The organism is Archaeoglobus sp., assembly GCF_017656475.1.
In the GTDB taxonomy this organism is placed as follows: Archaea; Halobacteriota; Archaeoglobi; order Archaeoglobales; family Archaeoglobaceae; genus Archaeoglobus.
Genome location: NZ_JACDNT010000001.1, coordinates 75,967 through 91,727 on the forward strand (window position 1 = coordinate 75,967; position 15,761 = coordinate 91,727).

17 protein-coding genes are annotated in these 15,761 nt (G+C 46.6%); 7 read left to right on the forward strand and 10 right to left on the reverse strand.

Annotation, left to right across the window (positions count from 1 at the left end):
- Positions 1–8 precede the first annotated feature (8 nt).
- Both H0Z19_RS00415 and H0Z19_RS00420 read right to left on the reverse strand, forming a co-directional pair.
- Positions 9–497 carry a Zn-ribbon domain-containing OB-fold protein gene (locus H0Z19_RS00415; protein ID WP_290722737.1) on the reverse strand — a complete coding sequence of 163 codons (489 nt, stop codon included), beginning with the start codon at positions 495–497 and terminating at the stop codon, positions 9–11.
- Between the two features lie 6 nt (positions 498–503).
- The gene (locus tag H0Z19_RS00420) at positions 504–1,691 is read right to left on the reverse strand and encodes a thiolase domain-containing protein (RefSeq protein ID WP_290722738.1); all 1,188 of its coding nucleotides are present in this window, start codon (positions 1,689–1,691) and stop codon (positions 504–506) included.
- Between the two features lie 204 nt (positions 1,692–1,895).
- Between H0Z19_RS00420 and H0Z19_RS00425 the strand changes: the two genes are divergently transcribed.
- Positions 1,896–2,237, forward strand: a complete 342-nt coding sequence (locus H0Z19_RS00425; RefSeq protein ID WP_290722739.1) for a DUF555 domain-containing protein — start codon at positions 1,896–1,898, stop codon at positions 2,235–2,237.
- Positions 2,238–2,303: 66 nt separating this feature from the next.
- Positions 2,304–2,603: a hypothetical protein gene (locus H0Z19_RS00430; protein WP_290722740.1), complete on the forward strand. Its 300-nt coding sequence runs from the start codon at positions 2,304–2,306 to the stop codon at positions 2,601–2,603.
- 11 nt (positions 2,604–2,614) lie between these two features.
- Here H0Z19_RS00430 and H0Z19_RS00435 read toward each other — a convergent pair whose 3' ends face one another.
- The 8 genes from H0Z19_RS00435 to H0Z19_RS00470 all read right to left on the reverse strand — a co-directional run bounded on the left by H0Z19_RS00435 (position 2,615) and on the right by H0Z19_RS00470 (position 9,753).
- Positions 2,615–2,836 carry a TRAM domain-containing protein gene (locus tag H0Z19_RS00435; protein ID WP_048064610.1) on the reverse strand — a complete coding sequence of 74 codons (222 nt, stop codon included), beginning with the start codon at positions 2,834–2,836 and terminating at the stop codon, positions 2,615–2,617.
- A 36-nt stretch (positions 2,837–2,872) separates the two neighbouring features.
- Positions 2,873–4,750 (reverse strand): PAS domain S-box protein, encoded by a 1,878-nt coding sequence (locus H0Z19_RS00440; RefSeq protein ID WP_290722743.1) that lies wholly within the window; start codon positions 4,748–4,750, stop codon positions 2,873–2,875.
- A gap of 74 nt (positions 4,751–4,824) precedes the next feature.
- Complete coding sequence (cobT, locus tag H0Z19_RS00445) at positions 4,825–5,838, reverse strand: nicotinate mononucleotide-dependent phosphoribosyltransferase CobT (RefSeq protein WP_290722744.1); 1,014 nt, start codon at positions 5,836–5,838, stop codon at positions 4,825–4,827.
- Between the two features lie 101 nt (positions 5,839–5,939).
- Positions 5,940–6,080 (reverse strand): hypothetical protein, encoded by a 141-nt coding sequence (locus tag H0Z19_RS00450; RefSeq protein WP_290722745.1) that lies wholly within the window; start codon positions 6,078–6,080, stop codon positions 5,940–5,942.
- A 236-nt stretch (positions 6,081–6,316) separates the two neighbouring features.
- Positions 6,317–7,381: an FAD-binding oxidoreductase gene (locus H0Z19_RS00455; protein ID WP_290722746.1), complete on the reverse strand. Its 1,065-nt coding sequence runs from the start codon at positions 7,379–7,381 to the stop codon at positions 6,317–6,319.
- On the reverse strand, positions 7,378–7,656 hold the full coding sequence (locus tag H0Z19_RS00460; protein WP_290722748.1) for a (2Fe-2S)-binding protein: 279 nt from the start codon (positions 7,654–7,656) through the stop codon (positions 7,378–7,380). The genes H0Z19_RS00455 and H0Z19_RS00460 overlap by 4 nt, the downstream gene beginning before the upstream one ends.
- Positions 7,657–7,660: 4 nt before the next feature.
- The gene (locus H0Z19_RS00465) at positions 7,661–8,149 is read right to left on the reverse strand and encodes a 4Fe-4S binding protein (RefSeq protein WP_290722749.1); all 489 of its coding nucleotides are present in this window, start codon (positions 8,147–8,149) and stop codon (positions 7,661–7,663) included.
- Positions 8,146–9,753 carry an FAD-dependent oxidoreductase gene (locus tag H0Z19_RS00470; protein WP_290722750.1) on the reverse strand — a complete coding sequence of 536 codons (1,608 nt, stop codon included), beginning with the start codon at positions 9,751–9,753 and terminating at the stop codon, positions 8,146–8,148. Before H0Z19_RS00470 ends, H0Z19_RS00465 begins: the two co-directional genes overlap by 4 nt.
- A gap of 173 nt (positions 9,754–9,926) precedes the next feature.
- Between H0Z19_RS00470 and H0Z19_RS00475 the strand changes: the two genes are divergently transcribed.
- The 5 genes from H0Z19_RS00475 (at position 9,927) to H0Z19_RS00495 (ending at position 15,757) form a co-directional block, all read left to right on the forward strand.
- Positions 9,927–10,325: a DUF1641 domain-containing protein gene (locus H0Z19_RS00475; RefSeq protein ID WP_290722751.1), complete on the forward strand. Its 399-nt coding sequence runs from the start codon at positions 9,927–9,929 to the stop codon at positions 10,323–10,325.
- Positions 10,326–10,460: 135 nt separating this feature from the next.
- Positions 10,461–11,342 (forward strand): hydrogenase iron-sulfur subunit, encoded by an 882-nt coding sequence (locus H0Z19_RS00480; protein WP_290722752.1) that lies wholly within the window; start codon positions 10,461–10,463, stop codon positions 11,340–11,342.
- A gap of 4 nt (positions 11,343–11,346) precedes the next feature.
- Entirely contained in the window at positions 11,347–14,361 is a 3,015-nt protein-coding gene (locus H0Z19_RS00485; protein WP_290722753.1) for a CoB--CoM heterodisulfide reductase iron-sulfur subunit A family protein, read from the forward strand.
- Positions 14,361–14,786 carry a hydrogenase iron-sulfur subunit gene (locus H0Z19_RS00490; protein WP_290722754.1) on the forward strand — a complete coding sequence of 142 codons (426 nt, stop codon included), beginning with the start codon at positions 14,361–14,363 and terminating at the stop codon, positions 14,784–14,786. The genes H0Z19_RS00485 and H0Z19_RS00490 overlap by 1 nt, the downstream gene beginning before the upstream one ends.
- Positions 14,783–15,757, forward strand: coding sequence for a Coenzyme F420 hydrogenase/dehydrogenase, beta subunit C-terminal domain (locus H0Z19_RS00495; protein ID WP_290722755.1), 975 nt, complete (start codon positions 14,783–14,785; stop codon positions 15,755–15,757). The genes H0Z19_RS00490 and H0Z19_RS00495 overlap by 4 nt, the downstream gene beginning before the upstream one ends.
- Positions 15,758–15,761: the final 4 nt, after the last annotated feature.

The following is a 15,761-nucleotide window of genomic DNA, read 5'->3' on the forward strand; positions in this document are numbered from 1 at the left end:
CTCCCACCTCATGCAGGTGCGATTTCATACATTACATAACCTTCCTTTCTCTTACACACCTGAACCTTAACTCTCATTCCGGGCTTAGCCTGCTGGGGGTCGCCCTTATACCATGCGAGGATTTTCGGCCCATCGTCAAGCTTTGCGATAGCCACTGGATATGGGTCGTACATGCCGAAGGACGGTGGCCTGACGAATACAACAGTCATAGTTTCGAGTGTCCCTTCATTCTTAAGCTCCACCCACTCTATGTCGGAATCAAAGCAGCTTGGACAGTCTTTCTGCGGTGGGAAGAAGAGCCTCCCACATTTCTTGCATTTTGTTCCGAGTAACTTGCCCTCCTTCAGCCCCTCGTAAAATGGCTTGATATTCTCAACCGAGATGATGTAGCTGAGCCTCAGTTCTCTCATGTCAACCCACTGAGCTGCTCCACTTTTCTCATCCTGAACAATTGGAAATCCGGTTTCCTCAATAACCTTCTTTATCTCCTCTTTCATCAATAATCACCTCTTCTCGAGTCCGTAAATGGTCACATAGGTGTAATGCCCTGTACCACCGACATTATGGGCCAGCCATCTCCCTTTGTTGATGTCTGCTTGCCTTCCGGGTTCAGCCTTCTGCAGGAGCTGCTTGTAAGCCTCTACCGCCTGGCTCACTCCCGTAGCTCCAATGGGGTGTCCCTTTGCCTTCAACCCACCATCAATGTTTACGGGAATCTTTCCGCCGATGTACGTCTGCTCCTCTCTTATCAGCTTGTACCCCTCTCCCCTCTTGCAGAACCTTAGATCCTCGTAGGCTATGATTTCAGGAGCCGTGAAGCAGTCGTGGACGTTGGCACCATCAAGGTACTTTGTTGGATCATCCATATCAATTCCGGCCATCTTGTAAGCCTGCTCGGCAGCATAAGTGGCTGAAGCCAGAGATGTGTAGCTTTCCCTCCTGCTGAGATTTGCTGTACCGGTTCCCACACCCTGACCAAGAATCCAGATTTTCTCATCGATTCCAAGCTCCTTGACTTTCTCCTCGCTGGCGAGAATTGCACACGCTGAGCCATCAGTTATTGGAGAGCAGTCGAACAGCTTGAAAGGCCATGCAATGTACGGGCTTTTCATTACCGTTTCAATGTCAATCTCCCTCTGGAACTGTGCGTACGGGTTCTTAGCACCGTAGTAGTGGTTCTTCACTGCAACCCTGGCGTAATCCTCCTCAGTTGCGCCGTATTTCATCATGTACGCCGTGCCGTGAAGGGCGTAGTAAGCGGGAAACGTCAATCCAAAGTTTTCGAACTCCCAGAAGTAGCTTCCGAACCTTCCGATAAGCTCGATAACGTTGGGATTGGGTGATTCTTGCATTTTTTCCACACCAAGGACGAGCACGATGTCAGCCATCCCTGACTTTACGGCAGTATATCCAATTCTGATTGCAGCACTACCACTCGCACACGCAGCCTCAACCCTCATAGATCCCTTCGGTGCAAGGTCAGCGTACTCTGCTATAAGGGCCGGAACTGCTGCCTCACTGCTCCACATCCCTGCATTGCTTACAACGAAGAAGTCGATATCCTTGGGCTCAAGATTGGCTGTCTCAAAAGCGGGTCTCATCGATTCCCAGCATAACTCTGCGATGTTCACGTCCTTCCTTGTTCCAAACTTAGAATGCCCTACTCCTATAACAGCAACATTCTCCGACATCACTCCTGCTTTTATTTACTCAACATAAAAGCCTTTCTTTATTTTTAGCGGTTTGAAGCTTATATATCCAAAAAATTTAAGTTTACCTTTTTAATAATCTGGAATGAACATTAGGAAAAGGATAAGGGCGTGCAAAAATACGCTGGAAGAATAATTATACACCACACAACAGTTTTTAAAATCGAAAGGTAAGACTGCACCAAGATGCCCGACTACCTCGTTGTTCTGCAAGCAGCATGGATTGTAAGAAAGGCAAAGAGTGTTGAAGATGCGATGAACATAGCCGTCGCTGAGGCAGGAAAAAAGCTCAACCCCGATTTGGATTTTGTCAAAATAGATGTTGGCGACACAGCATGCCCAAAATGCAACAGCCCGTTGAAGGCTGTTTTCATGGTTGCAGGTGTGGCTTTAGTAGGTCTGATACTCGAAATGAAGGTTTTTAATGCAAAGAGCGCTGAACATGCGTCGAAAATTGCAAAGTACGAAATCGGAAAGAGAATGCCACGCATTCCCCTTGAAGTTCTCGAGGTCGCGGAAATTGGTTGACATTGCACTTAAAAGGCAGACTAATTGCTAACATAATTTTTATATACGTTGCTTACTACCATTATTATGGTGTTCAGAAAATTGAAGTCCGAGGCAGAAATAGTGCTAAGGCATCTTGAGGTGCTCAAGACAGTGATGGAGAAGCAACCTATCGGAATATTTAAGTTGTCGGACATATTAAACTTGCCCAAGCACAGAATAAGGTATTCTTTGCGCGTGCTTGAGCAGTCCGGCATAATTGTTCCGACACAGTACGGAGCAATGGTCAAGGACGAGGGCTACGACAAAATCGAAGAGATGAAAGGAGAGATAAAAGAAATAAAAGAGCTGATAAATAATATTGAAGAGCTTCTGAACAAGCTTTAATTTTTTATTTTTCACTCAACAACTTCAGCGAATCCGTACTTTCTAAGTACTTTCGTTATCCTGATCGTTACCACATCATCCACTTTGACTCCCGGTACGAACACCACGAAGCCATCGACCTTCGCTATTCCATCTCCTTCCGAACCTACCGCTTCAATTCTCACTTCTCTAATATCTCCAACCTCCACAGGTGGCGCACGGCCAAATTCACGTCCAAATTCACTCAATTTCAACACCTCATTTCAAATTTCACAACACCTGTCCTGAGACTATTTATACTTTTCCCCTCTTAGAATGAAGTAAGTGAGCGTCTCCTGGAGTCTCAGATCGTCCAGAATCTTGTTGATTCTCTCAACCTGGTTCTCGATCTCTTTGAAAGTCCTTTCATATCCGATATCTTCCCTTATTTCAAGATATCCCGAAATAATTGCTACCGGGTTTCTCAGCCTGTCTGCAAGTGACTCGAGCTGATTCAGATTTTCAAGCAGGAGGTTGAAGGCAATCTTTCTGTCCCTCTCAGCCCTGTAAGAGGATATAGCAAAACCCAGATTTGTTCCGAGTTCTTCAAGAATCTTAATCTCCTCATCAGTCAAGCTGCCAAGATTGCAAAGGACGAGAACTCCAAAAACGTTTCCGTTGTGCTTGATAGGTACAGCCAAGCTTTTTGCTTTATTCAAAGGACACTCGCAATCCTCGAATCTCACAACTCCATCCTGTGACCTTTCGGCAAGAGAACACTCCGGTGCGAGAGGTGTTGCCTTAATTATGCTGTTTCCATCGATAATCCATGCCCATGAGTCTATATCTTTAATCTTCGAGAAAAATCTGCAAACCTTCTGCAGCAGAGCGTACTCATCTCTTTCCTTTAAAATAAGCTCATTGACTTCACTTATTATCCTGAGCAGCTGGTTTTTCTTTTTCAACTCCTCTTCTGTTCTCACTCTCTCTGTAATATCTCTGGTAACACCCTCAGCCCCTGTAACCTCACCGTTTCTAAACACTGGCCACTCGACCACTTCAACAAACCTTATACTGCCATCCCTGGATTTAGCCCTGAAGGTGAACTTCACGCTTTCCCCTCTTAACACTCTCGCAAAATTTTCCCTGAGAACCGCTAAGTCCTCCTCATGAGCAATAAAACGTGACGTCTTTCCCAGCAAATCTTCCTTACCATAACCAAGTATTTCCGCATATCTCGGGTTAACGTCGATGAATCTACCTTTTCTGTCAAGGATGAAGAACATGTCCTTTGACTCTCTGAAAAACATCTCGTACATTCTGAGCTTTTCCTGATTTTGCATTTCCTCAGTTCTGTCGATTAGCATTCCCATAACCGCAGGTCTTCCTTTAAAATTAACCCGCGCGGCTATTGCGTCAACATAAAGTATTCTGCCATCTCGGGCAACAAGTCTAAACCTGTAGGGAACTTCAACAAACTCTCCTGCGAGTCTTCTAACGTAATTATCCACAATTTGCTCCCTGTCCTCAGGATGGACTAAGTCGAAGGGATTCATGTGGTAAAGCTCTTCGAGAGAGTAGCCTAAATTGGAGGCCATCTCGTTGAGGAATACAAATTTCCCATCCTGGATAATGTAAACAACGACGAAGGCCTTTTTTGTCAGAGTTAAAAACAAATTCTCAAACTCTCTGTCTCTTGTGACATCAACCAAAACGCAAATCAACGCATCTTTACCCATGTAGTATCCAGCCGAAACAATCAGCTCAAGTTTTTTTTCTTCGCCGAATTCTGTAGTGATTTCTAACTCTCTTCTCACAACATCTTTCAAACTATCGGGAAGAGAAGAAACAATATTGAGAAACTTTTCCACGTAGTGATCCCCGTCAATAAACTTACTGAAAGTGCTATTTGAGTAAGCGATTTCACCATCCTGAACAATGGCTACACCAACCGGAAGATAATCGAGAGCATTTTCACCTCTTTCCGGAATTAAAACACAGATTTGGCCATCCTCAGTATTTACTTTTGTCACCTTAAATGTGAGCCCGTTGTATCTAGCAAGCTGCCTTCTACCTTCACTTTCGAACTTAAAAACCTCATAAAAGTACTTCCCCTTGAGCCCTGGTATCCCCGACACTTCGATAATTTTTCCCCTCTCGTTTAGTTTCAGGAGAATAAATTGAGACATTATTTTAATGTTTGATAATAGCTACTATTTAAATTTTTTGGTTAATAATCGGTATTAATTGTAAAAAATGGAAATCACAGTACAATCTTTTCATAATCCTTTTCTATCTCATCCAAAAATTTTTCAGGAGATATGCCACGGACGTAAGCAACAGCAGTCATTCCTCCTGCTCCAACACCCTCCTTTACAAAGCCCTCTTCGTACGCTCTCAAGCCCGGATACCTGGATTTTCCAAGCAGAGGGTCTGCAACAACGACAGGATAAGGGGAGAGGGAGAGGTCAGCATTGCCATCTTCGCTGACGTACTTCGTTGTGGCAATCACCGCCTCAACTTCACCCATTCTTGCCATAAGGTTGGCAATTGCCACCATCTGAGTTCCGCCAGCAAGGATAACGGGCTTCTCAGAACCAAAGGCGATTCCTATCACTCCAGCCATTACTGGATCACCAACAGCAGATAGCACCTCAATCGGATCGTTGCTCTCAATCCTTTCAACTGCTTTTTCCACAACCTTCCTCTTAAGCTCAACTGGGTTTTCAGGCATGCTTGATGACACTGCATCTTTCAATCCGAGAGCCTTTAAAACTGCAGCCGCTGTTGTGGTTCCAGCAGGAATGCTTTCTCCTATGACCAAAACGTCCGAGAGCTTTGAAATCTGCTTTCCTACAATCCTTGCCCTTTCAATTACCTCCTCAACTTTTTGCCTGTCCATCGCCCTCTTTTCTGCAATGTTCTCCCCCACAGGCGCGTTCAAGTCGATGTAAGGGATCTTGGGTGGAACCATCAGCCCCGAATTCACAACGAAGAGGGGAATGGATGTGAGTCTCAAAACTGTGTAGGTTATAAGTGCCGGCGTTGGTTTACCATCAGGTGTTGCCGGAACACCGTCGATTGAAAGACACCTGCCGTGATAAAGTAGCTCTGCATCGGCTGGTGGAGTGTACTTTACGAGTTCAGGATTCGCTCCTGCAACTGTAATGCCCTCAATGTTGGCGGTTTTCGTGTTTCCGACGACGAGAACAAATGCTGCCTTACCTTTTGCCAGCTCAATGATGTCGCCTTTTCCTTTAACGAATGTGTAGCCCATGGTTTCACTGTTCAAAAGGGAAAGAAAAGGGTTAGGATTGTAATACTTTTGTAGTACAAGTTGCCTTAGATTTATTATGCCTTAGAATTTATTATATCTGATTACTTTTTTATTTCTTTCACAGCAGCATAAATGACTAACACCAGTCCACACGTAATTATCGTACCAATGCAAAATCCTGAACCGCTTATTTCAATGCTGTTGCCGGTTATGTTTGCGTAAACAAGTAAAATTAGTGCCATGAGTATCGGCACAGCAATCAAGACCCTCCTACGATTTCTACTGCTCTGATATCTTGGGACATGTTTTCACCTTGAAAGAAGTAATTTGTATAGGCATCGCATACTATAAGTATTTTGCTATCTCGCATTCATTGATGTAAAACGATGAAATTATACCATAGTCCATCATTACTATAGGCTATCATTAAAACCGCCTCAGGACTTAAAAATTATAAAATAACGGCAAAAATAAAATATCAGGGCTTAAAGGGTTCAATTATCGAGCTTTTACCCTTCGTTATTAGCTCAGCCACGCCCTCTCCTGCGGCCAAGGCGAGGGACATGCCATGCCTTCCGAATCCGTTGAGCTGAATGAATCCTTTGACTTTTGTTTCTCCTATTACCGGTATTCCATTCCTGCCAACATCGTAGAGTCCAGCCCACTGCCTGAGAATAGCCATGCCCCTCAACTTCGGCACGAGTTCTGTGATTCTTTTCGCATAACTTGTGAGGAAGTCAAGAGAAGCTTTTGTTTCGAGTGTGGTGGTTTCGCTGCCCAGAATACCTCCGACAATCTCACCTCTCATGGACTGGCTGAAGTAAACCCCTGTAGAGATATCCATGATGTACGGGTCAACGTAGGGCTTGAGACTTTCAGTTACACAAATCTCTTCCCTGTAAACCTTGTTTCCAAGCTCTACCCCCACCTGCTTGCTTATTTCATCACTCCATGCTCCAGCGGCGTTTATCACGTAGTCGACTTTGTAGCTTTCCCCATTGGCCTTCACAACCAGCTCATTGCCCTTAAGCTCGACATTAGCAGGCGTGTAGTCGTAAACTTCAACACCAAGCTCCCTGCACCCTTTGGCAAGTCCCCAGACTACCGGCCACGGAAATACAACTCCACCGTCAGCATAGTAGCTGGCAACACTGAACGCAAAGGTGTTTATGTCCGGGAAAAGCTCTCTGACGAACTCAGGTTCCATCAACTCAACATTTACCCCGTTCCTCCTCTGAAATTCAACTTCTTTCTTGAGTTCAGACTCTTCTCCCTCACCGGCTATCTTGACGTATCCATCCCTTCTCAAAAGGAAGTTGAATCCCACCTCGGACTGGATGGAGTCGTAAAGCTCAAGCGTTCTCTTTGCAAGCCTGATAAGAGGCTCGCTGTTAAACTGAACCGTTAAACCTCCTGAGTTTCTTCCGCTTGCTCCGTAAAGAAGGTATTTTTGCTCGAAAACCTTTACGTTAACTCCACTCTTTGCCAAAAAGTATGCAGCCGACAGTCCCGCAACTCCACCGCCAATTACAGCGACTTTCATTCTTCATCACCCTTCTTTGCAGCAAGGATGTAAAGCGGGACTGGATTAACGGGCTGTCTCTGCGTGGTAACGCCAATCTCATCAACACTCTTGCCAGTTTTCTGGCTGAGAATTCTGAGAATGTGCATCAAACAGCCCTTGCCCTGGCAGGGGCCAGTAGTAGCTCCTGTAAACCTCTTAAGGCTTTCCAAGTCATCGTAACCAAGCTCAATTGCATGGACGATTTCCTCTTCGGTTAAATCTTCACACCTGCAGACGACCTTTCTGTCCTTCATGCTTTCACCCCACTGGCCTAACAGCCCTTACTTCGAAAATCAGCTCGGCAGGAACTTCAACTCTGACAAGAGACGTGTTGTCGTTTCTTTCCGGTGGAAGAACCCAGTTTACAACACCTTCACCAACCTCCTCTCCTTTCCTGTTGTAGAGCTTAACCCTGTCTCCCTTCTTCAGCCATGGCAGAAACTCGTACTGCAGCGTGACCTCTCCCATTCCATCATCCCTCAGCCTGAGCATGAAAATTGCCAGCCCGGGACAGACGCGGATGCACTTCATACAGCCAGTACATTTCTCATAATCAACTTTCGGAGGATCGTTGATGTTCTTCATTTCAATGGCGTTTGCAGGGCAGGATTCAAAGCATGGACTGCATGGGATAGGCTGCGGACACTCAATGTAGGCAACGGTCTTCTTTTTCAGTCTTTCCTCACTTGGAAACGGTGGAAGCTCTTCTTTTTCCAGATAACCTCTCTCCAGGTATCCGAGGCTCATGATATCACCTCGTCTTCAAGAGTGCACTTCTTCAAACCATTAACTATCCTCTCTCCGAACGGTCCTGCCCTGAACTCCTCTATCTCCTTCACTGCCTCCTCAAGCTCCTTCTTCGCCTCCTCTCCGCCATAGCCAAGGGTTACCGCTACATGAATTCCCGCAATTCTTCCCTCCATAATCGCTGCAGTCGCTTCTTCAATTCCGGCAACATCACCGGCAACGTAAAGCCCTTTTACACTCGTCTCGTTGAATTTCGACCTCAATGGAACTATCCCACCAAGTTCTGGAACGAACTTCATCTCGCAACCAGCCTGATACAGGAGTTCGTGGGTTGGTGAGAGACCAACAGCAACACAGATGAAGTCGCATTTGATCTCCTTTTCAGTGCCGGGAATAGGCTGCCACCTGTCGTCAAGCTTGGCTATAACAGCACCTTCAACGCTTTTCCTTCCTTTAGCCTTCAAAATTGTATGTCTCACGTAAATAGGCACACCGAGCCTCCTTACCTTTGCAGCATGGACAAAATAACCACCAATGCGAGGCATTGCCTCCACAATTGCAGCCACATTGACTCCAGCCTGCATGAGCTGGTAGGTGAGTATAAGACCGACATTTCCGGAACCTACAATCAAACCCATGTTACCCGGCTTGATACCGTAGACATTCATCAAAGTCTGCACACCACCGGCACCGTAAACACCCGGCAAGTCGTTGTTCTCAAATATTAGCGTTCTCTCGTAAGCTCCGGTTGCAACAACAATTTTCTTTGCCCTAATCCTCAAAAGCTTACCTTCATCATCATTCAGCCTCTGATAAGCTCCAGCCTCACCGTTGTAAATTCCGAAAACTCTCGTTTCTTTTCTCACCTCAACGTTCTCAATACCCATCAATTCCTCCTCAAGGATGCCGGCAATCCTTATACCTCTCGTTCCAGCCCTTTCCTTTGCAGAGCCGAAGAAGCGGTGCGTCTGCTTAACAAGCTGCCCCCCAAGAAATGGATTCTCATCCACGAGCAAAACCTTCGCCCCGTACTTTCCAGCGTTTATCGCTGCAGACATCCCTCCCGGCCCGCCACCTACCACAAGCACATCGGTCTCTATTTCCTCCAGCTCGGCCCTGCCCTGAAACACTGCCCTTGGTGGGTTGCCGAACCCCGTGAACTTTCTCATCCTTTTAACCATGAATTCCCTTACTTTCTTTGAGGTTGTGAATTTGGAATAGTGACTTCCGTGAGGAAACACCTTGTCAATTACATCGTCAAGAATCGAAAAAACATCCTTCTCAGCATCTGGCAAACCGCTCTGGGTTCTGACTTGCATTCCGTCCCTTACGTAAACCTTGCATGTCCTGACGTTTGGAATCCCATCGACCTCCATCATGCATGCAGAGCATTTTCCTATTGCGCAGAAAAAGCCGCGAGGGCGGTGCCATCTGAAAGAACGGCTGAAAACCCTTACACCCGCAGCGTAAAGTGCTGCTGCAACAGTTTCCCCTTCGTAAGCTTTTACTGGCTGGTCGTTGAAGTATATTGTCACTTCCTTACCTCTCTTGAAATCAACTATCGGGTGCTCCTGCAATCTGCCGTGCTCTATTTTGACCACCATTTCACCTCCGAAATTGACAAACCAAGGTCAAAAATGAAGTGATGTATTTAAAAGTTTTTGATCATCAGTAAGATTGCTTTTATATCAAAATAATTTCTAGGTAAAGGCAAAACTTAAATTTTAGCCATATAGTCGACACCATGATTGCCGACTACTAGGCAAAAGCTGTGGAAGTGCTGACAAAGCCGATGGAGAAGCTTGCAGAAAACGGAGATGCCATCCTTAAGGCGGTTGACAAGCTGATTTACTTAGAGAACAGCGGAGTTGTTGACAAGCTCGTTGATATGTCACGTGCAGTTCTTGCGAAGAAAAGACTGCCAGAGGAGTTTATTGACAAGGATGTGCAGGAGGTTGCAACCAGGAATTTGGAATTTCTGCTTACTTTAGCTCTGTCAGTAGATGACGAGATAGTAGCGACAGTGGAGAACGTTCTCGAAGCCTTCAAAAAGATAAAGGAGTTCGAGCCAGCAGGAATTGTTGAAGCGCTGAAGTATCTCAGAGACGCAGATGTGCAGTACGCCCTCGGCTTCCTGCTGGCTTTTGCGAAAAATCTTGGGCAAAAGATAAGGTAAGTTTAAGGTAAGTTTTCCGGTTTAGTTAACGCAGAAGGCTAATGGCTTTATTTATTATTGGTTATCCACAAGTCTGCTCAAATGTCAATTGGTCAAATTCAAATAACTTTAAATACTTGAAAACAACTCCCTTCCATGCCGGATAGCGCTCCAAAGACTATATCGGTTGATTATAACAAATGCATCAGTTGCGGAATATGCATCTACGTGTGCCCTCATGATGTTCTGGAGTTGAAAGATGGAGTACCAGTGATGGTTGGAAAGTGCAAGGTTTGTGGGCTCTGCTCTGCCTCATGCATAACCAAAGCCATATCAATGACTGCAAAGAAGTTCACGGATGAGGGACTCCTTGACGTCGACGTGAAAGACGTTGTGGTTTTCACATGCAGGAGAAACGTTGAGAAGGGTAAGGATTACGATGCTACGGTAATATCCCTCCTTTGCTCTGCAAGGCTCGACCCTTACCTGATTGCAGAAGTTTTTGAGAGAGGAGCAAGAGCTGTTGTGGTTTCAACATGCGGGAGTGACTGCAGAAACTATCCCGGAAGTGCAGAGGCGAAGTATAAGGCAGAGGCGGTCAGGATGATGCTGGAAAAACTCGGTGAGGATGGAGAGAGAGTTAAAGTTGTTGAAGGGAACTTTGAGGATGCAATTAACGAGCTTAAAGCAAAGAACTTCGATGCTGTAAAGAATGCTGATGATCTCAAAAATGCCTTACTTAACAGAGATTTGAGGGCGATAATTGCGAGAATGAGAGGAATAGTCGAAGATGGCAACGTTTATGGAGAAAAAATCGACTATGAACAATATCTGAAAGTACTCGAAGACGCTGCTGATAAGGCGATAAAGTTCTCAATCATCTCGAAAAACTTGAATGGTGGGGCGAAAGTTTCTGAGATAGTTAGCCGAACAGGTCTCACCTACAGAGAAGTTCTTGACGCTATTCTTGAAATGAAGAGGAAAGGGCTTGTCGAACTTGAAATTGATGAAGAAGTTGTAGTATCTGCAAAGGGGTGAAAAGATGCCAGTCGGTGCGGTTCTCGTTATTGGAGGTGGAATTGCTGGGATTCAGTCTGCCTTAGACCTGGCGGAGTCCGGATTCAAGGTTTATCTGCTTGAAAAACTTCCGGCAATCGGCGGGAGGATGTCCCAGCTTGACAAAACCTTCCCTACCAACGACTGTTCGATGTGCATCCTCTCACCGAAGCTCAACGAGGTGGGGAGGCACGAGAACATTGAGATAATAAACAACGCTGAGCTTGTAGGAGTGGAGGGTGAAGCGGGGGACTTCAAGGTTAAGATTAAGAAAAAGCCACTCTACGTCGACCCGGTTAAGTGTACAGGTTGTGGAGCGTGCAGCGAAGCCTGTCCGGTGAGTGCGATTGATGAGTACAACGAGGGTTTGAGCTATCGCTCTGCCATCTTCCTCCGCTACCCGCAGGCAGTCCCCAAGGTTTACTCAATTGATAAAAGCAAGTGTATCGGATGTGGAATTTGCCAGAACGTCTGTGTCGCTAAAGCCATTGACTACAACCAGAAAGAAGAGGAAATCACCATTAACGTTGGCACAATCATCCTGACTCCCGGAGGGAAGCTTGCCGACGCGGTTAAGAGAGAGGAGTACGGATACGGAGTTTTCCCGAACGTTATAACAAGCATTCAGTTCGAAAGGCTGCTTTCAGCAACCGGTCCGTTTGAGGGACATGTAGCTCGCCCCTCTGATGGTAAAGAGCCGAAAAAGATTGGTATAATTCAGTGTGTGTGTAGCAGAGATGCAAAAACTAATGAGTACTGCTCATCTGTCTGCTGCACCTATGCAACAAAGCACGCAATCATTGCAAAGGAGCACATTCCTGATGCTGAGATTCACATCTTCATAATGGACCTCAGAACGTTTGGTAAAGGCTTTGAAGAGTATGCGAAGAGGGCTGAAGAGGAGTATGGGGTGAAGTACCACAGAGGGAGAGTTTCTGTTGTAATGCAGAAGAAGAACGGAAACCTGCTTCTAAAGTATGAAAAGGATGGGAGGAGCCATGAAGAGGAGTTCGACCTTGTAGTCCTCTCAGTTGGCTTCGAACCACCAGAAGACATGAAGAGGTATGCCGAGAATCTCGGCATCAATCTCAACGAGTACGGTTTTGTTGAGACCGACTCATTTAACCCAATCTCCACATCGAAGCCCGGAATTTACGTCGCTGGTGTTGCGTCAGAGCCAAAGGACATTCCGGAAAGCGTGGCTCAGGCGAGCAGCGCAGCAGCAAAGGCCTCAAGTATAATCGCCTCCGAGAGAGGGAAGCTGATAACAAAGAAGGAGTACCCGCCAGAGAGGGATGTTACCGGAGAGCCACCAAGAATTGGTGTGTTCGTCTGCCACTGCGGTATAAACATCGCTTCGGTGGTTGATGTGGAGAGAGTTGCGGAATTCGCCAAAACGCTTGATGACGTTGTATTTGCCGATCACCTGCTTTTCACCTGCTCCGCTGATTCTCAGGAGAGGATCAAGCAGGCAATAAGGGATTACAACCTGAACAGAATTGTTGTCGCTGCCTGCACCCCCAGAACACACGAGCAGCTTTTCAGGAACACGCTTAGAGAAGCTGGGCTAAACCCATACCTGTTCGAGTTTGTGAACATAAGAGAGCACTGCTCTTGGGTGCACACAGATAAGGAAAGAGCCACTAAGAAGGCAATGGAGCTTGTGGCTGCTGGTGTCGCGAAGGCAAGAGACCTTGAGCCGCTTCAGTACATAGAGGTAGATGTAACGAAGAAAGCGCTTGTTATCGGTGGTGGGCTTGCAGGGATGACCGCTGCTCTGGAACTTGCAAATCAGGGAGTCGAGACATTTCTGGTTGAGAAGGAAGAGAAGCTCGGTGGCAATTTGCAGCACATATACTACACCATAGACGGCAAAGACCCACAGGAGCTGCTGAGGGAGCTTGTTGAAAAGGTTGAGAGCAACCCGCTAATCAAGGTTTACAAGAATGCGAGAGTTGAAAGCATTGAAGGCTTCGTCGGAAACTACACGAGCAGGATAGTGACTGAAAAAAGTGTTGAGGAAGTTCAGCATGGCGTTGTTATCGTCGCTACTGGAGCCAAGGAGTACAAACCGAAGGAGTATCTCTACGGCGAGCATCCCAGAGTTGTAACGCAGGTTGAATTCGAGCACATGCTCATCAACAAGGATGTTCCGAATGACGTGATAATGATCCAGTGTGTGGGAAGTAGAAATGAGGAAAGGCCGTACTGCAGCAGGATATGCTGCCAGACTGCGATAAAGAACGCTCTCAAGCTGAAGGAGCTCAATCCGGATGCTAACGTCATGATTCTGTACAGAGACATAAGAACATACGGATTCCTTGAGAAGTACTACAAGGAGGCAGCGGAGAAGGGAGTCGTGTTTGTCCGCTACGACCCAGATAATCCGCCGAAAGTGAGAGTTGAGGACGGAAGGCTTGTTGTGGAGTTTTACGACGAAATTCTCGAAGATACAATCATCGCTGAGCCGGAGTACGTGGTTCTGAGTGCTGCAACCGTCCCCAACGATGAAAACGAGGAGATTTCGAAGCTCCTCAAGGTTCCGCTCGACGCCAACGGCTTCTTCCTTGAGGCTCATCCGAAGCTCCGTCCAGTTGACTTCGCTACTGAGGGTGTATTTCTGGCGGGAATCGCTCACAGTCCACGTTTGATACCCGAGACGATTTCCCTCGCCTACGCTGCCGTCTCAAGGGCTCTGACAGTCCTCACCAAGGATAAGATAATCATGGAGGCAACCAAGGCAGAAGTCGTCAGGGAGAGGTGCGATGCATGCGGAATGTGCGTCAAAGCCTGCCCGGTTAACGCAATCGAGATAACAGAGTACGAGACGAGGGCAGGAGTGGAGCGTAAGGCTGCAGTGAACAAAGCAGTCTGCCTTGGCTGTGGTGTTTGCAGCGCCACCTGTCCAAAGGCTGCGATAGTCGTTAAGGGATTCACGTTCAACCAGATTAAGGACATGGTTGATGCGCTGGAAGAGGTAGATGCGATACTGGCGAGGTGATGTGCATGGAGTTTGACCCCAAAATCATAACTTTTGCATGTAACTGGTGCAGCTATGCCGGTGCGGATTTGGCAGGAACGAGCAGGCTGAAATATCCAGACAATGTGAAGATAATCAGAGTGATGTGTTCAGGAATGGTAAACCCCGGATGGGTTCTGAGGGCATTCAGACAGGGAGCTGATGGTGTTGTTATAGCAGGCTGCCATCCGGGAGACTGCCACTACACTGTCGGAAACTACTACGCCAAGAAGAGATACATACTTTTGAAGGAACTGCTGAAGTTCGTCGGTTTTGATGATGAGAGGTTCAAGCTTCTATGGGCCTCTGCTTCCGAGGGAAAGCTGTTTGCAGAAGAAATGACTGCTTTTACGGAGAAGATTAAGGAGATGGGGCCACAAGAAAAGTTGAGGAGGAAGATAGAATGAACTCCGAAACTCTTGAAAAAATTAAGGAAGAGTGCAGGAAGCTTCCTGATGACGTCAGCTATATAGTCGGCTTTGTCAAAAAGCAGGGCGAGCCGAGAGAGGTTCTGAAAGTTCTCAAGCCCGATGAGATTGACAGACTGTCATACTCACCTCTTTCCTTCAACAATCCTGCAAGAATCGTGATGGATCTGATGAAGACCGATGGTAAGATTGCGGTGATTGCGAAGGGTTGCGATGCAAGAGCACTAAAGCAGCTTGAGAAGGAAGAAAAGATTGAAAGGAACAGACTATACATCATCGGTATTTCCTGCCCGGGAGTTATTGACTACAGGAAGTTCAGGAACGCCGTCAAATTCCGCCTTCCAGAAATCGAGAGTGTCGAGCTTGTCGGTGATGAAGTTATCGTTAAAGCTAATGGAGAGGAGCAGAGGATTCCGTTCAGCGAGGTCATTTTTGAGAACTGCCTCTACTGTGAGCAGCCCACTCCTAAAGACTATGACGTGTTAATCGGAGAGCCGAGAGAGGGAAAGCTGGACTTTTCAGACATAGAAGAGTTCGAAAAGCTTGACAGAGAAGAAAGGTGGAGCTACTGGATGGATGTTTTCAGCAAATGCATACGCTGCCACGCATGCAGGCAGGTATGCCCGCTCTGCTACTGCGAAGAATGTCTTGTGGATCCATCCAACCTTGCAGTTTCACCTATGACTCCGGCTGAAGAGAAGGCTGCCTATCCAAGAGTTCTCGGAAAGACGGTAAGTGCGTCCGACAACATGGTGTATCATCTTATAAGGGTGCTGCACCACGCAGGAAGGTGTGCTGGATGCGGAGAGTGTGAGAGAGCCTGCCCGATGGAGTTGCCGCTGCTTAAGCTGGAGAGGAAGCTCAAGAAGGTCGTTTACGAGGTGTTCAACTACAGCCCAGATGAGGAGATACCGTTCCTCTCAAAGCTTGACATTCTTCCAGAGGGGTGATGCT

Excerpts from the sequence above, each read along its gene's own strand:
- H0Z19_RS00415 (WP_290722737.1), bottom strand. The coding sequence starts at position 497 with ATGAAAGAGGAGATAAAGAAGGTTATTGAGGAAACCGGATTTCCAATT.
- H0Z19_RS00420 (WP_290722738.1), bottom strand. The coding sequence starts at position 1,691 with ATGTCGGAGAATGTTGCTGTTATAGGAGTAGGGCATTCTAAGTTTGGA.
- H0Z19_RS00425 (WP_290722739.1), top strand. The coding sequence starts at position 1,896 with ATGCCCGACTACCTCGTTGTTCTGCAAGCAGCATGGATTGTAAGAAAG.
- H0Z19_RS00430 (WP_290722740.1), top strand. The coding sequence starts at position 2,304 with ATGGTGTTCAGAAAATTGAAGTCCGAGGCAGAAATAGTGCTAAGGCAT.
- H0Z19_RS00440 (WP_290722743.1), bottom strand. The coding sequence starts at position 4,750 with ATGTCTCAATTTATTCTCCTGAAACTAAACGAGAGGGGAAAAATTATC.
- cobT (WP_290722744.1), bottom strand. The coding sequence starts at position 5,838 with ATGGGCTACACATTCGTTAAAGGAAAAGGCGACATCATTGAGCTGGCA.
- H0Z19_RS00450 (WP_290722745.1), bottom strand. The coding sequence starts at position 6,080 with ATGGCACTAATTTTACTTGTTTACGCAAACATAACCGGCAACAGCATT.
- H0Z19_RS00455 (WP_290722746.1), bottom strand. The coding sequence starts at position 7,381 with ATGAAAGTCGCTGTAATTGGCGGTGGAGTTGCGGGACTGTCGGCTGCA.
- H0Z19_RS00460 (WP_290722748.1), bottom strand. The coding sequence starts at position 7,656 with ATGAAGGACAGAAAGGTCGTCTGCAGGTGTGAAGATTTAACCGAAGAG.
- H0Z19_RS00465 (WP_290722749.1), bottom strand. The coding sequence starts at position 8,149 with ATGAGCCTCGGATACCTGGAGAGAGGTTATCTGGAAAAAGAAGAGCTT.
- H0Z19_RS00470 (WP_290722750.1), bottom strand. The coding sequence starts at position 9,753 with ATGGTGGTCAAAATAGAGCACGGCAGATTGCAGGAGCACCCGATAGTT.
- H0Z19_RS00480 (WP_290722752.1), top strand. The coding sequence starts at position 10,461 with ATGCCGGATAGCGCTCCAAAGACTATATCGGTTGATTATAACAAATGC.
- H0Z19_RS00485 (WP_290722753.1), top strand. The coding sequence starts at position 11,347 with ATGCCAGTCGGTGCGGTTCTCGTTATTGGAGGTGGAATTGCTGGGATT.
- H0Z19_RS00490 (WP_290722754.1), top strand. The coding sequence starts at position 14,361 with ATGTGCATGGAGTTTGACCCCAAAATCATAACTTTTGCATGTAACTGG.
- H0Z19_RS00495 (WP_290722755.1), top strand. The coding sequence starts at position 14,783 with ATGAACTCCGAAACTCTTGAAAAAATTAAGGAAGAGTGCAGGAAGCTT.